Raw genomic sequence first — 13780 nt, forward strand, 5'->3', positions numbered from 1 at the left:
GTGGGTCAGCCGTTGGACAACGACCCGGTGATGGCGCCGTTGTGCCGCTGCAGGACACTGCCCGGATCGCCGGGACCGAAGACCGCGTCGGTCACCGTGGACGTCCACGGTCCGTTCGGGTCGTTGTAGGTCTTGCCGAAGCCGACCGAGATGGGCGTCTGTCCCTGGGCGGCCAGCTTGTTGAACGTCGCCAGCCGTGGGTCCTGCCGGGCGTAGGTGTTGTCGGCCAGGTCGGTGCGCACGGTGATGTTCTTGTTCTTGGCGACCACGTCGACCTGGGCGTCGTTGGACAGGGTCCAGGAGATGAAGTCCCAGGCCTGCGCGGCGTGCTTGCTGTTGGCGCTGACGCCCAGCACGTCACCGCCGACGAAGGAGGAGGCCCCGCCCGTGAGCCCTGGAATCGGTGCCACGCCCACCTTCAGGTCGGGCCCCTCCTTCACGGTCTGCAGGACGGTGGCGCCCATCGGCTGAATGCCGATCTTGCCGTTCGTGAACTGCTGGGTCCACGTCGGGCCGTTCTCGTTCTTGGCCGAGGCAGGGACGATCCCCTCCTGGTACATCTTGCGGTAGAGGGCGTAGACCTTGGCGGCCGCGTCGTTGGCGATGGTCGATTCGGTGCCCTTGTCGTTGAGCACCGTGCCGCCCGAGGCCCAGATCATCGGCCAGGTGGTGAAGAGCATGCAGCCCGGGCAGGCGCCGCCGAAGAAGTAGCCGTGCGCGCCGCCGCCCACGCCGTTGATCTTCTTGGCGTCGGCGTAGAGCTCGTCCAGCGTCGTCGGCGGCTTGTCCGGGTCCAGGCCCGCCTTGGTGAACAGCGCCTTGTTGTAGAAGACCGCGGACAGGTCGATGTCGTGCGGCACACCGTAGATCTTGTTCTGGTACGTCGCCGTCTTCATGTGCGCGGAGGCGAGGGACGCCTTGAACGGCAGCTTGTCGACCCGGGCGGTGAGATCGAGGAACACGCCCTTCGAGGCGTAGTTCGGGGCGTAGACCACATCGGTGGCCAGCACGTCCGGGAGTTGTCTCGCGCCGGCGGCCGCGCCGACCTTCTGCTGGTAGGAGTCGGCCGGGATCACCGTCAGCCTCACCTTGTTCTTGTGACCCCGGTTGTAGGCGTCGATGAGCGTCTGGCTGAAGACGGCCGTCGGCGAACGCGTCCACATGGTGATCGTCGTGCCGTCGTCCTTGGCACTGGTGTCGCTCGCGGAGGACGCGGCTCCCCCGCTCTGGCAGGCCGCCAGGAGCACGGTTGCGGCGGCCAGCGCGGTGAGGGCGGGGGCCGGCCTGCGACCCGGCCGCAGCCGAGCCCGGGGGCGGGAGAGGGCCATTGTGTCTCCTAATCGTCGGCGGAACCCGGTGCCGGCAGCCGCCGGCCCGGCAGGACCCCCGAGATATGGCCCCGGCAGGGACACCGGCACCCCGCGCGACGGCCGAGAGCAGAAAACTCGGAAACCGGTTGCCTCGGAGGCTAGGTCGCCGGGCCCACGCGGTCAAGACCACATTTCCCTCGTGTTATGCGGGGTCTCCTGCCGTACGGTGGGGTGCGGTACATTCGTCTGCCAGACCACCGAGGAAAACGGAGGAAAATATGGGAAAGCCGGTGCGGCCCGTGACCATCAGCGATGTGGCCGCGCTGGCGGGCGTCTCGGTCGGCACCGCGTCCAAGGCGCTGAACGGGCGTGGCTCACTGCGGGAGGAGACCCGGCAGCGGGTCCGGGCGGCCGCCGAACAGCTCGGCTTCCAGGCCAACGCGGCGGCGCGCACGCTGGCCTCGGGCCGCACGTACACCGTCGGGATGATCACCACGGACACCATCGGCCGGTTCAGCATCCCGCTGATGATCGGGGTGGAGGACGCGCTCGGCGCCGGCCGGATGTCGGTGTTCCTGTGCGACGGACGCGACGATCCGATCCGTGAGCAGTACTACCTGCAGACCCTGCTCAGCCGCCGGGTCGACGGCATCATCGTGACCGGCCGCCGCGCGCGGTCGCGGCCACCGATCGGGTCCGGGGTACCGGTTCCGGTGGTCTACGCGTTCGTCAGCTCCACCGACCCCGAGGACTGCTCAGTGGTGGCCGACGAGGCCGGCGGCGCCCGCAAGGCCATCGACCACCTACTCGCCGTGGGCCGCCGAAAGATCGCCCACGTCACCGGCCCGGAGCACCATCACTCCGCGACCGTACGAGCGTCCGCGACGGTCGAGCACCTGGCCGAGGCGGGGCTGCGGCCGGTGGTCCCGCCCTTGTTCGGCGAGTGGAGCGAGGCGTGGGGGCGGCAGGCCGTCGGCATGCTCCTCGCGACGGCCGGTGAGTTCGACGCCGTCTTCTGCGGCAGCGACCAGGTGGCGCGGGGCGTCACCGACGCGCTCCGAGCGGCGGGCCGGCGGGTCCCTGACGACGTCGCGGTGGTCGGGTTCGACAACTGGGACGTCATGGTGCTCGGCTCCCAGCCGCCGCTGACCAGCGTCGACCTGGGGCTCGAAGGGCTGGGGCGTACGGCCGCCGACCTCCTGCTCGCGGCCATCAACGGCGACCCCTCCCCCGGGCCGCACGTCACGCCCTGCCGCCTGGTCGTACGCGAGTCCACCGCGGTCCCCGTCGGCCCGCATCCGGCGAACTGACGGCCCCGGACCCGCCGCCGCTCACGCGTGTCGTGGTGGACTCACTCCAGGCGGCAGTACGCGAACCAGCGGACTGACGGCCGGGCCGGACCGGCGCCGCGCGGAACCGCCCGCACGCGTCGGCGCGGCCTCACTCCAGGCCGCGGTACTCGAACCAGTCGAAGTCGGCGACGTTGGTGCTGGGCCGCCCATCGCTGGTGGCGTACATGCCGAGGTGAGCGCCGACGAAGCCGCCGGCGACCTGGGTGCTCAGCACGCTGCCGTCGACCGGGGCGCCGATCGGCCGCCACGCCAAACCGGGGGTGGCGTACCGGAACTCGTAGGACTGGTCGTGGGCCTCGACCGCCAGCCGGACGCGCCCGTCGGGCAAGGGCTCCTCCGCCAGCCTCTCGTCGGCTCCGGCGGCCCTGCGGATCAACCGGAGCACGCGCCGTCCGTCGCGGAGGGTGACCACGCACCGGATCTGGAAGTCGTCGTTCTGCAGCAGGACCAGGCCGGCGCACTCGTTCGAGCCCCACGGGGCGAAGTCGAACGCGGTGTGGGCGACGAAGTGCGCGTCGCTCTGCCGGCGGGCGACCAGGCTCGGGCAGGCGCGCTCCGTCACGGTCGGCGGCCGCAGGCGCAGGCGCAGGTGGCCGGGCCGTTCGGTCAGGTTCCAGAACCGCTCGCGCGGCGTGCGCAGGAGGTTCCACCGCGGGCCGAGCTCGGCGTCCTCGAAGTGGTCGCAGGCGGCCTCGGCGGGCCAGCGGTGTTCGGGCAGGTCCGGGGGCGTACCGACGGGCTCGACCCGGCCGGCGCCGGGGGCGATGACCGGCCAGTCCTCCTCCCACACCACCTCGGCCAGGAAGGTCTCCCGGCCCAGATTGCCCAGGTAGCCCCCTGACGGGCGGACCCCGAGCAGCACCGCCCACCACTCCCCCGTGCCGGTCGCCACGAGGTCGGCGTGCCCGGTCGCGACGATGGGGTGCCCGGCGCCGAGGTGGCGGTGGGTCAGCACCGGATTGCGGGGATTCCCCTCGTACGGGCCGGTGACCCGACGGGACCGCGCGACGGTGACGGCGTGATCGAGCTCGGTGCCGCCTTCGGCCACCACGAGGTGGTAGAAGTCCCCGACCCGGTACAGGTGCGGCGCCTCCGCCCAGACCGCGTCGTTCAGGGCGCCGCGCCACAGCACGTGCTCCGGGCCGGTCAGGGTCAGCGTCACCGCGTCGAGCTCCCGCAGCCAGATCTCGGTGTGCCCGTCGGTGTCGACCGGCCGGGTCGCATGGAACCAGGCTCGCCCGCCGGAGTCGAACAGCAGGGACGGGTCGAAGCTGTCGGGTTCTCCCAGCCAGTACGGCTCGGACCACGGCCCGGCCGGGTCCGTGGCCGTCACCACGAAATTGCCGCTCGGCCCGGTGCCGTCGACCAGGGTGCACACGACGTAGAACGTCCCGTCGACGTGGCGGATGGTCGGCGCGTACAGGCCCCCCGACGGGCGGACGCCGTCGAGCGGCAGCTGCTCCGGCCGGTCCAGGACGTGGCCGAGCGGCCGCCAGTTCACCAGGTCCCGGCTGTGGTGGATCGGCAGCCCGGGAAACCACTCGAAGGAGGAGGTCACCAGGTAGTAGTCGGCTCCGACCCGGCAGATCGACGGGTCGGGGTGGAAGCCGGGCAGAATCGGGTTGCGGAAGGTCCGCGCTCGCGCGGTGCGGGCACGGTTCCGGGACGGAACCGCAGGCTCGTCCGGCGCGAGATTCGGGGGTGCTTCGGCCATGGCGACGGGCGTCAGTCGGACGGCGGGGCGGTGGACAGCCGGACGCGCAGCTCGGTGGCGAGCTCGACGCGCGGGCTCACCAGCACCTCGCCGTCGAGCAGTTGGAACAGCGTCCGGGCGGCGATCCGGCCCATCTCCTCCAGCGGCTGGCGCACGGTGGTCAGGGGCGGCGACAACCACTGGCACAGCGGCAGGTCGTCGAACCCGACGACGCTGAGGTCGGCCGGGACCCTGAGACCCGCCTGGCGGGCCGCCTCGTAGACGCCCATGGCCTGCTGGTCGCTGCCCGCGAAGATCGCCGTCGGGCGGTCCGGCGACTTGAGGAGGTCGCGGGCCGCCTGGAACCCTCCCTCGTACCGGAAGTCGCCGTACCGGATCAGGCCACGGTCCAGCTCCATGCCCGCGCGTTCGAGGGCGGCCCGATATCCGTCGACCCGGGCCTGGGTGCAGAGCATCTCCTGCGGACCGCCGATCGCGGCGATCCTCCGATGGCCGAGGGAGATCAGATGCTCGGTCGCCGACAGGCCGCCCGACCAGTTGGTCGCCCCCACGCTCACCAGGTCGGTGTCGGGCAGGTCGACCGGGTCGATGACCACCAGCCGGACCCCCGCCCGCTCGATCTGCGTGCGCTGCTGCGAGGTGATCCGGGACGTCACGAGGATCACCCCGTCACTGTGGTGCTGCACGCTGAGCGACGCCCAGCTCGGCGGCCGGGCGTCCTCCCCGCGCACGAGCGACACGACGGTGCCGGTGCCGCGTTCGGCGCACTCGGCCTCCACGCCGCGCAGGATCTCCACCGCCCAGGGGCTGTCGAGACCGCCGATGACGACGTCGACCAGCCCCGACCGGCGCGCCCGCCGTACGCCGGGCGGAAGGTAGCTGTGGGCCTTCAGCAGCCGGGTGACCCGCTCCCTGGTGGCCGCGGCGACGTCGGTCCGGCCGTTGAGCACCTTGGACACCGTGGCCGTGGAGACGCCGGCCTCCACGGCGATGTCGGCCAAGGTGGGCCGGGACCGCCGACCGGGCGTCGGCCCCGCTCCCGTTCCGGCTTGACGTCCCACCGCGCTCCTCCACATCGTCGATCGTGCGTTTCGAAGATTAGCGCAATCTTTCGACATCGTCCTAGCGCCAGGTCCCCTGCTCGACGCAGCGCCGCACCGCCAGAGCCCCCTGTGGACCTCTCGATGGCGCTACGGGACGAGCCACTCGACGACCTTCGAAAAGTATCGACCAGCCGCGGGACGCACCCCGGACGCATTCGACCGGCGGGCCGCCCGGTTCTCTGGGACGATGGCAGACGTGAGCCCCGACGAGCCGGTTCCGGCCTCCCCACCGGTGTTCGACGCGCACTTGCACATCATCGACCCGCGGTTCCCGCTCATCGAGAACGACGGTTACCTGCCCCCCGTCTTCACCGTCGAGGACTACCGTTCGCGCACGGCCTCCTTGGGCGTCGTGGGCGGCGCGGTGGTCTCCGGCTCCTTCCAGGGGTTCGACCAGACGTATCTCGTGGACGCGCTCCGGCGGCTGGGCCCCGGATTCGTGGGAGTGACGCAGCTGCCCGCCTCGGTGAAGGACGACGAGATCGCGCGGCTGGACTCATCCGGCGTCAGGGCCGTGCGGTTCAACGTACGCCGTGGCGGCTCGGAGACGCTCGACCGCCTCGAGACGCTGGCCCGCCGCGTGCACGAGGTCGCCGGCTGGCACGTGGAGCTGTACATCGACGCACGTGACCTGCCGGAGCTGACGCCCGTGCTGGGGACCCTCCCGGCGGTGAGCGTCGACCACCTCGGCCTGTCCGAGGAGGGGCTGCCGTTCCTGCTGTCCCTGGTCGAACGCGGCGTCCGCGTGAAGGCCACCGGCTTCGGGCGCGTCGACCTCGACGTCGCCCGGGCGATTCGCACGGTGCTCGACGCCGATCCGCGCGCCCTCCTGTTCGGCACCGACCTGCCGTCCACGCGCGCCCGCCGCCCCTTCCGGGACGACGATCTCCGCCTGCTCACCGACGTCGCCGGACCGGAACACCTCCGCGCGGTGCTCCACGACAACGCGGCCGCCTTCTACCGGACCTGACGTCCCCCGGCGTGGCGTTCAACGCCCTTCGCCCGGGATCGGTCCGTCGGGGTGTCGGCCCGGCGGTTGCGGGTAGCCGACCGGTCAGCGGCGGCGGACGCACCACCGCCACCCTGACGGGAAGGAGTACGACCATGAGCGAGTACGAGGCGTCCCGGGCCTTCGCCGCACCGGCGGAGCTGGTGTTCGACGAGGCGGCCGACCCGAGTTCGATGGACGAGTGGTTGCCCCACGACGTGCACCTGGAGTCGGCCGACCCACCGGACGTCACCGTGACCCACGGTGCGGGCGCCGAGCGCGAGCGCGCCCTGATGCGAGCGGAACGCGATCAGCTGAGGGTCGAGTGGGGCACCCGCGACACGGACGAGTACGCCGGCTGGCTCCAGGTCACCGGCATCGAACCGGACCACAGCGAGGTGATCGTCCACCTGTCGTTCTTCGACCCCGCCCACGCGCCGCCCGGCCCGAAGATCGAGGAGGCTCTCGACCAGAGCCTGGACCGCCTGGCCGAGAAGGTGCGGCATCGGAGCGAGTCGGCCGGCGGATAGCCACCGGGCCGGCGCCCCGTGACCGGTCCTCCGCCGCTCACCGGCGGACGTCCGCCGGCACTTCTACCCGTGCCGGACATTCACTGACGTGCGACAAGGAACTGATTCGGCCCCGGCACCGCGTACGGTGCCGGGGCCGAACGTCGTAGCGGGCCTCGCCCGCGGAAAACGGTTGGTGCCCAGGAGTTCCGGGCGCTCCACGCAGCCGGCGACAGCCCCGCCCTCCTTGTTCGGCCAGTGGCCGGGATATGGTTCGAAACAGACCAAAAGAACGGTGGCTGGTCGAAAACGCGGACACGTTGCTCATCTGGGGATGGCTGGTGGATCATCTGTCGTTCGACGCTGCGGCGGCCCCCGGTCCCGCCGGACAGTCGGCGGCACCGCTCGACGACGTCGATCGCGCCATCCTGCGAGAGCTCGAGGCCGACGGCCGCCTGTCCATGCGCGCCCTGGCCGAGCGGGTGAGCGTCTCCCGCTCCAACGTCTACACGCGCGTGGAACGGATGATCGCCGAGGGCGTCATCACCGGGTTCACCGCCCGGATCGACCCGGTCCGTGCCGGGCTCGGCACCTCGGCCTACGTACTCGTCGCCATCGAACAGCACTCGTGGCGGGAGGTGGCCGCGCGCCTGCGCGAGGTGCCGTACATCGAGCACCTGGCGTTCGTCGGCGGCGACGTCGACCTCGTGATGCTGGTGCGCACGCCCGACAACGTCACACTGCGCGACGTCGTGCTCGCCCGCATCCACGCGGTGCAGGGAGTGCGGTCAACGCGCACCTGGCTCATCTTCGAGGAGGCGACCGGCGGCCACCGCCTGCAGTGACACGGCACCGTCGCCACCCCGTGGATCGGCCGTTCACGCCCCACCGCCTGCAGTGACACGACGCCGTCGCCACCCCGTGGTTCAGCCGCGCCGCTTGCCCGCCACCGCCGGCGGCGGCGGGACGAGCGACATGAGGTCCTCAGCCGCGATCCAGCACGCCGTCGACGACGAATCCGAGGCCGATGCCGAGCAGCCAGGCGTCCTTGGCCTGAGGAATCCCCTGCTGGGACGGGAGGACGCTGCCCTCCCGGCGCATCCCGGGCGTCCTGGCGTACAGGCCGACGAGGCCGGCGGAGAAGGCGGTCAGGGCCGCACCGGCCACGGCCGTCGGCACGACCGGGAGCAACAACGCGGTACCCAGCGCCATCTCGCTCGCCGACAGCAGCCGGACGAAGGTCTTGGGATCGACGACGCGCAGGAACGGATAGGCGTTCGCGGCCATGCCGTGGAGGGCCTCGGCCGTCGGCTGATCCGCTCCCCGCTTGTTCAGGCCGGAATCGAGGATGAAGATCCCCGTGGCAAGGCGACCCGGCACGTGCCGCAGCCGTATGGAAAATCGCATGGGCCCTCCCCCGTGAGCAGGTCGCTTCGTACGTACCCCGAATCGGACGGGAACCTGTCGAGCGGAGGTTCAGGGGCCCTCGACTACTCCGCCCGGGCCGATCTGGCCGTCACCGACCTGCCCGAACAGGCACTGCGCTCGACCGGCCCCGCACTGAAGGCCGTACGGGCGGGCGTGCTGGAGAAGAAGGCGGTCCGGCCAGGCTCCGACCTGCGGCGTCTCGGTCGTGTCGCTCGACCGGCAGCTCAGCGACAGCGTCGCTCCGGACAACGTCACTTGCTGGGCTGGGGAACCTTGCAGTAGGCGCTCGGGTTGAGGCCGATGTAGTTGAGTGGACCGGCGATCATCGTGATGCCGATCGTGGCGAATCTTGCGCAGCTCCCGTCGAACTGGGAGTAGTAATGGCGCTGCCCTGCGGCGAGCCCTCCGATGACCAGCCAGACGACGACCATCCACCGTCCGGTCCGCATCGTCACCTCCGATGATCTCCCCGCCGACTCTGGAGGTACGACGATAACGACAAGATCGCCCAATAGTTGAGCAAGTCGGCTGGACAGCGCCACCTTATCGGCACCTGGACACGGGCCGCTTCGCATCGGGCGTCGTAGCGAGGCCCTCGTTGGCCTCGACGCACGAACCGCTGCAGGCCCACTTTTTCTTAGTCACTCTTGGTGATCCGGTCGTATCGTTCTGGCGTCAGCATGCCCCGTGCCCAGGCGACGCGGGGCACCCTCCTCGGTCCGCTAGCTGCGCAGGCTGGACCGATAGCGTCCAGAGGGACGTGCCACGCGGGTCGGCGGCTCTGTCTGCCGACACCAGGGCACGAAGACGATTGACACATACCCGGCATCCAGCCGGGACGATTCGTGAGGTTCTAACGTACGGCTGGCCTGGGCATTCCTGGCCGTTCCGGAGCAATCCGGTGCGGTGGTGTCTGTCCAGGTCAGTTGGCGTTTTGGGGGTCCTGGCGTGCGTGTCGGTTCGGGTCTGCTGGGGGGCGTTCCGGCCCGTTCGGTTGACGTCCGAGTGTGCGCCCCCGTAGGAGGCTCGCCGCAAGCCGCGCCAGTGGACGCTTTGGGCCACCCGGCGGGGCGTCTGTTGAGACTGCATGAATCAGGCGGGGAGTGCAGTAGATCGACAATGGCCACACCGGCATGGGTCTTGGTGATCGACACATCAGGTTACGCATGGTAGATGATCTAGTACACAGAGTAGGCGACGGGCGTCCGTCTGGCTCGTCGCAGGGCAGATAGGGAGATCTCCATGCGAGCAGCAACCACACGAACCGCCTCTCAATCCAGACGGTCGATCGCCGTCCACGCGGCCGTCGGCAGCGCCCTGGTGACGGCCCTCATGGCCGCACCGGCCTACGCCAGCGGAACGCCGAACGTCTACGGCAAAGCCCGCGCATCCACGGCCACCGTGCCATCCCAGTCGGGAGGCTCGACCTGGGTCCAGACCGACCCGCTCACCTTCAACCACGCCCTCACCGGTGCCGACCGCGCCGACGAGCACATCTCCGAGGTCCCGGCACTCAAGATCCCCTTTCCCGGCGTGTGGGAGGTCTCCTATCACGCCCGCCCGATCATTCAACCCACGACGAACGCGCCACTGTACGTCCGCACAGCGTTGTTCAAGAACGGCACGCGTATCCGCAGCAGTGAGGCAGTGACCGGCATCGCTGGCCCGAATCAGCTACTCCAGGCCAGCGCCGGGCAGACGTTCACGCACGCTTTCGCCGCCGGGGACGTCGTGACGCTCCACGCGTCCCGCATCGGGCAGGCTGGCCACGCCTCCGTCGCCAGCAACGACGACGGACGCACCGGAGTCATGGCTCACTGGATCAGCCCAGGGTTCTGAGCGCCCGTACGCGCGGGTGGGGCGGGCGGCCTGGCTCGGCTTGTCTGGGACGGAGGGCGGGGCGGCAGGCCGCCGGGACGGGCGAGGACGGCGCGTACCGCCGCCCGCAGCCCGGATTCCGGCGGGCCTGCCCTTCCCCGCCCGGCCGTTCCCTGGCTACGGGAGGTGAGGCCGGTTGATGGCCGTAGGCCATCCCGCAGGGGCGAAGCAAAGCGAAGTCTGCCGGCGTCGCCCTCCCCGCAGGCTGCGCGCCTTCGGCGCGCCTTGACCCTGTAGGGAAAATCCTCACAGAGGCGACTGACGCCCGGCAGAACTCTCAACGGCTATCGCTCTGCCGGGGGCGGGAGGCCCGGACTCTTGGTTTGAATCAATCAGGCGGACTTGGAGTCCACCACTTTGACCTCTACGCAGTTGCCACCCTGACCGCCGCTGCGGACAGACTTCTGCCATCCATCGGGGGTTACGTTCTTCGTCACTACAGAGCCTCCATAGCCTCTTCTATTAGAAGCCTGCTCTGCTTCTCCGGCAGAGCAGATTGGCCTATCCGGTCGTACACCAGCTCGAACTTCCGGACTTCAGAGAGGGAAGGTACCAGCCTCCCGCCTCCGGGTGCCTCTATGTAGGCGACGTCACCCCGCTCCCCGGAGATCAGATAGATGCTGCCGTCTGACCCGGCGTGGGCTCCTGCCGTCCTTGGGATCACCCTGAGACCTACATTTGGCCTTGCCGACACCTCTAGCAGGTATGCGAGCTGATCCCTCATCACCGTGCCGTCACCCACGGGCCAGTCTATGACGGTCTGCGTAAGTACCACCCAGAGAGTAGGAGGACTGTCCTTGCGCAGGACAGCCTGTCGCTGCATCCGAGTCTTCACCAAGGCGTCCACGTCGGGCGCTCCCGCAGCTTCGATGATGGCTGTGGCGTACTCCGGGGTCTGTAGCAGTCCCGGTACAACGATCGGCTCGAATGCTTTGATCACTATGGCTTCTGCCTCAAGGTCCATGTACTGCTTGAACCAGTTCGGATCATGACCTAGACGGGCATACCTCAGAAGCCTCTGAAAGTGGCCTCCCGTCGTGAAGCGCTCATCTAGCGCTTCGGCCTGCTCGTCCTTGAGGCGTCGCCTACCCGCCTCAAGGTTTGAAAGGTTTGGAGGACTCGTCTTGATGATCTCGGCTAGCGCATTCTGGGACAGACGGTATTTTTGTCTGTAGAACCGCAGGTCATAGGCCAGCCAGTTCCAGAGTCCAGCGTCCGGATCAACTAACGGTTTGAATCTCACGGCACCTCCTAACCTTTCAAAACTTTCGAAAGAGTACCCCACCTCTTCTCGCCGGTCCAGACTCTCTGTCAACGCTCCTGAACACATCCGGACAGGACCGGATGACGAACGACGCAGAACGGGACCAAGCAGTCTGGAAAAGCCTGAGGTGGGCAGCCATGGCGAACGTCGTAGCCCGAGAGATAGCTCCTCCCGGAGCCTCCAAGATCATCCTTTCGCCCATTCCTCAGGCGGCTGGCTTCGCCAGGGATATGATCAAGCATCGACTGACGTGCATGGGCCGTCCCGATCTCGTCTTCGTGGGCCAGCTCATTGGCTGCGAACTGGTGACCAACGTTCTTAGGCACGTTTACGGCTACAAGCTCGACGAGGGCATCAAAATCTTTTCCAACTGCCCTAAATTCTGGATCGACATCACGGATCAGGATGGAATTCCGCTCATTGAAGTGTGGGATTGGCCCCTTCAGACGCCACAAAAACGCGATTACGATCAGGCTGCGGAACTGATTGATCTAGAGCATTTGATCGAGCGCTACCCGAAAGAGGCGCGCGCAATCTTGGAGCGGATCGAGGGTGGCTCATAGACGTGGGCGCGCGGCACGGGATGGAATCTCGCAAATTTCTTCGACCGGTGCGCGATCCGCCCTATTCCCGCAGTGCCGTTCAAATCCGTTTGAAGCGGTAGCGGGCAGGGGGGTGGGGGCGCGTCGGCGCGGTTGGGGAAGGCCGCCCGGCGTGGCCCCTGCTTCACACGTCCCGGTGGCTGAGGCCGGGGCGGGGGGTCGCTGGGGTGCGGGAATGAGGGGCCTGGGGCGGCCTGGTCGATCTTCGTATCCCGACGGGCGGGCGGCGGCCGATCGCCGCCCGCCCGCGTCGACACACCACATCAACCGATGGTCACCGCGCCGCCGCACAGCTGTAGCGGAAGAGCTGCGGAGCCATCGAGGAACTGCCGGCGTTCGGCACCTCCATGTGCCCGGCCGCCCACACGTTCGTCGCGGAACTGGCGGATACCGACGACAGGGCTGCGGAGTTGGCCGGGGAGCCGCCGGGTGCGGGCACCGCGGTCCACTTCTGCCCGTCCCAGTGCTCGATGAGGTTGGCGCCCCCGTTACCGGGTGGTGTGGGGCCCCGCCTGTAGGCGCCGACCGCCCAGGCGTCCGAGGGGGAGATGGCGGCCACCGAGGAGAGCGTGCCGACCGGCGAGTTGCCCGGGACGGGCGCCGGAAGGATCGTCCACTTGGCGCCGTCCCAGTGCTCCGTCAGCGGCTGTATGCCGTTCGGTCCCCTCCAGGCGCCGACCGCCCACAGATCGTGGGCGGATGTCGCCGACAAGCCGCTGATGGTCCAGTTGCCGGCGCCCGTGGGCAGGGGCATCGGTACGACGGACCACTTGGCGCCGTCCCAGTGCATGGCGTCCTCACCGCCCTGGATGCCGGCCGCGAGCCAGATGTCGTTCTTGGCCCGGCCGTACAGCGCGGTGACGACGGGGGTGGCCGCCGCCTGTGCGAGCGGATAGTCGACGTATGTCCAGGACTTACCGTCCCAGTGCTCCACGAGGCTCGGGTGCAGGCCGCTGCCGCCGGCCGGCCGGGCCACGCTGATCCAGGCGTCCGTGGCCGAGAAGGCGGCGAGGCCGGTCACCGTCCCGCCCGGATCCTGCTGGGCCGGATAGCTCAGCGCCGGGCTGATCGTCCACCGGCTGCCGTCCCAGTGTTCGACCAGCGGGCTGAAGGGCGCGCTCATGTAATACCCCGCGGCCCACCCGTCATCGGGCGAATCGAACGTCAGGCTGGTCAGCGTCGCCAGGCCGGCACCCGGATCGAGCGGGACGCTCGAGCTGTGGCTTCGCACCCATTTATGTCCGTTATACCGCTCTATGTCGGAGATGTTGTTGCCGGACGGATAGGGAGTCTGCGTCCAGGACCTGTCGGTGGCCGTGATCCAGACGCTGTGGTCGGACAGGACGTCCACCGCGCCGATCGGGGCACTGGTGTACGTCTGGCCGGAGTTCGAAGTACTCAGGTTGAACGCCTCGGCGTTGTTCGGTGCCTCGACGGCCGACCAGGTGGCGTGGCACGAACTCGCGGCACTCGCCGCTCGCGACGCCGTGGGCGTGTCCGCCGACACCGCGCCGGCCGGGACGGCGATCAGAGCGATGCCCAGGGACATCGCGGCGATGGCCGGCCGGGCCGAGGCCCCGGGTTTCCGCCACGGAAGAATCTTCATTCTGAACATCTGGCGCCTTTTCGTTC

15 protein-coding genes are annotated in these 13780 nt (G+C 69.3%); 6 read left to right on the top strand and 9 right to left on the bottom strand.

Going from position 1 to position 13780, the window contains the following annotated elements:
• Positions 1 to 5: 5 nt before the first annotated feature.
• Entirely contained in the window at positions 6 to 1328 is a 1323-nt protein-coding gene (locus NE236_RS38975; RefSeq protein WP_252847320.1) for an ABC transporter substrate-binding protein, read from the bottom strand.
• Positions 1329 to 1588: 260 nt separating this feature from the next.
• Here NE236_RS38975 and NE236_RS38980 point away from each other — a divergent pair, with 260 nt between their 5' ends.
• Complete coding sequence (locus NE236_RS38980) at positions 1589 to 2620, top strand: LacI family DNA-binding transcriptional regulator (protein ID WP_252847321.1); 1032 nt, start codon at positions 1589 to 1591, stop codon at positions 2618 to 2620.
• Positions 2621 to 2750: 130 nt separating this feature from the next.
• On the opposite strand, the gene NE236_RS38985 is transcribed toward NE236_RS38980, so the two are convergent.
• Both NE236_RS38985 and NE236_RS38990 read right to left on the bottom strand, forming a co-directional pair.
• Positions 2751 to 4376: a glycoside hydrolase family 43 protein gene (locus NE236_RS38985; RefSeq protein ID WP_252847322.1), complete on the bottom strand. Its 1626-nt coding sequence runs from the start codon at positions 4374 to 4376 to the stop codon at positions 2751 to 2753.
• Positions 4377 to 4387: 11 nt separating this feature from the next.
• Complete coding sequence (locus NE236_RS38990) at positions 4388 to 5437, bottom strand: LacI family DNA-binding transcriptional regulator (protein ID WP_252847323.1); 1050 nt, start codon at positions 5435 to 5437, stop codon at positions 4388 to 4390.
• Positions 5438 to 5675: 238 nt separating this feature from the next.
• On the opposite strand from NE236_RS38990, the gene NE236_RS38995 reads away from it, so the two are divergent.
• The 3 genes from NE236_RS38995 to NE236_RS39005 all read left to right on the top strand — a co-directional run bounded on the left by NE236_RS38995 (position 5676) and on the right by NE236_RS39005 (position 7821).
• Positions 5676 to 6449, top strand: coding sequence for an amidohydrolase family protein (locus tag NE236_RS38995; RefSeq protein ID WP_252847324.1), 774 nt, complete (start codon positions 5676 to 5678; stop codon positions 6447 to 6449).
• Positions 6450 to 6583: 134 nt separating this feature from the next.
• Positions 6584 to 6997 (top strand): SRPBCC family protein, encoded by a 414-nt coding sequence (locus NE236_RS39000; protein WP_252847325.1) that lies wholly within the window; start codon positions 6584 to 6586, stop codon positions 6995 to 6997.
• A 320-nt stretch (positions 6998 to 7317) separates the two neighbouring features.
• Positions 7318 to 7821: an Lrp/AsnC family transcriptional regulator gene (locus NE236_RS39005; RefSeq protein WP_308209205.1), complete on the top strand. Its 504-nt coding sequence runs from the start codon at positions 7318 to 7320 to the stop codon at positions 7819 to 7821.
• 139 nt (positions 7822 to 7960) lie between these two features.
• Here the strand turns inward: NE236_RS39005 and NE236_RS39010 are convergent, their stop codons facing one another.
• From NE236_RS39010 to NE236_RS39020, 3 genes are all read right to left on the bottom strand, one after another.
• Positions 7961 to 8383 (bottom strand): hypothetical protein, encoded by a 423-nt coding sequence (locus NE236_RS39010; RefSeq protein WP_252847326.1) that lies wholly within the window; start codon positions 8381 to 8383, stop codon positions 7961 to 7963.
• Between the two features lie 69 nt (positions 8384 to 8452).
• Positions 8453 to 8659: a hypothetical protein gene (locus tag NE236_RS39015; RefSeq protein ID WP_252847327.1), complete on the bottom strand. Its 207-nt coding sequence runs from the start codon at positions 8657 to 8659 to the stop codon at positions 8453 to 8455.
• On the bottom strand, positions 8656 to 8853 hold the full coding sequence (locus NE236_RS39020) for a hypothetical protein (RefSeq protein ID WP_252847328.1): 198 nt from the start codon (positions 8851 to 8853) through the stop codon (positions 8656 to 8658). Before NE236_RS39020 ends, NE236_RS39015 begins: the two co-directional genes overlap by 4 nt.
• 793 nt (positions 8854 to 9646) lie before the next feature.
• On the opposite strand from NE236_RS39020, the gene NE236_RS39025 reads away from it, so the two are divergent.
• Positions 9647 to 10243, top strand: coding sequence for a hypothetical protein (locus NE236_RS39025; protein ID WP_252847329.1), 597 nt, complete (start codon positions 9647 to 9649; stop codon positions 10241 to 10243).
• A gap of 371 nt (positions 10244 to 10614) precedes the next feature.
• Here the strand turns inward: NE236_RS39025 and NE236_RS45390 are convergent, their stop codons facing one another.
• On the bottom strand, positions 10615 to 10719 hold the full coding sequence (locus NE236_RS45390; RefSeq protein ID WP_372494508.1) for a DUF397 domain-containing protein: 105 nt from the start codon (positions 10717 to 10719) through the stop codon (positions 10615 to 10617).
• Positions 10719 to 11525: a helix-turn-helix domain-containing protein gene (locus tag NE236_RS39030; protein WP_252847330.1), complete on the bottom strand. Its 807-nt coding sequence runs from the start codon at positions 11523 to 11525 to the stop codon at positions 10719 to 10721. Before NE236_RS39030 ends, NE236_RS45390 begins: the two co-directional genes overlap by 1 nt.
• Positions 11526 to 11683: 158 nt before the next feature.
• Between NE236_RS39030 and NE236_RS39035 the strand changes: the two genes are divergently transcribed.
• Positions 11684 to 12109, top strand: a complete 426-nt coding sequence (locus NE236_RS39035; RefSeq protein ID WP_252847331.1) for a hypothetical protein — start codon at positions 11684 to 11686, stop codon at positions 12107 to 12109.
• Positions 12110 to 12422: 313 nt separating this feature from the next.
• Here NE236_RS39035 and NE236_RS39040 read toward each other — a convergent pair whose 3' ends face one another.
• Positions 12423 to 13754 (bottom strand): hypothetical protein, encoded by a 1332-nt coding sequence (locus NE236_RS39040; RefSeq protein ID WP_252847332.1) that lies wholly within the window; start codon positions 13752 to 13754, stop codon positions 12423 to 12425.
• Between the last annotated feature and the right edge of the window lie 26 nt (positions 13755 to 13780).

It is taken from the genome of Actinoallomurus purpureus (genome assembly GCF_024055795.1).
Classification (GTDB): Bacteria; Actinomycetota; Actinomycetes; order Streptosporangiales; family Streptosporangiaceae; genus Actinoallomurus; species Actinoallomurus purpureus.

Coding starts and splice junctions, on each gene's coding strand:
- NE236_RS38975 (WP_252847320.1), bottom strand. CDS start 1,328: ATGGCCCTCTCCCGCCCCCGGGCTCGGCTGCGGCCGGGTCGCAGGCCG.
- NE236_RS38980 (WP_252847321.1), top strand. CDS start 1,589: ATGGGAAAGCCGGTGCGGCCCGTGACCATCAGCGATGTGGCCGCGCTG.
- NE236_RS38985 (WP_252847322.1), bottom strand. CDS start 4,376: ATGGCCGAAGCACCCCCGAATCTCGCGCCGGACGAGCCTGCGGTTCCG.
- NE236_RS39000 (WP_252847325.1), top strand. CDS start 6,584: ATGAGCGAGTACGAGGCGTCCCGGGCCTTCGCCGCACCGGCGGAGCTG.
- NE236_RS39010 (WP_252847326.1), bottom strand. CDS start 8,383: ATGCGATTTTCCATACGGCTGCGGCACGTGCCGGGTCGCCTTGCCACG.
- NE236_RS39020 (WP_252847328.1), bottom strand. CDS start 8,853: ATGCGGACCGGACGGTGGATGGTCGTCGTCTGGCTGGTCATCGGAGGG.
- NE236_RS39025 (WP_252847329.1), top strand. CDS start 9,647: ATGCGAGCAGCAACCACACGAACCGCCTCTCAATCCAGACGGTCGATC.
- NE236_RS39035 (WP_252847331.1), top strand. CDS start 11,684: ATGGCGAACGTCGTAGCCCGAGAGATAGCTCCTCCCGGAGCCTCCAAG.
- NE236_RS39040 (WP_252847332.1), bottom strand. CDS start 13,754: ATGAAGATTCTTCCGTGGCGGAAACCCGGGGCCTCGGCCCGGCCGGCC.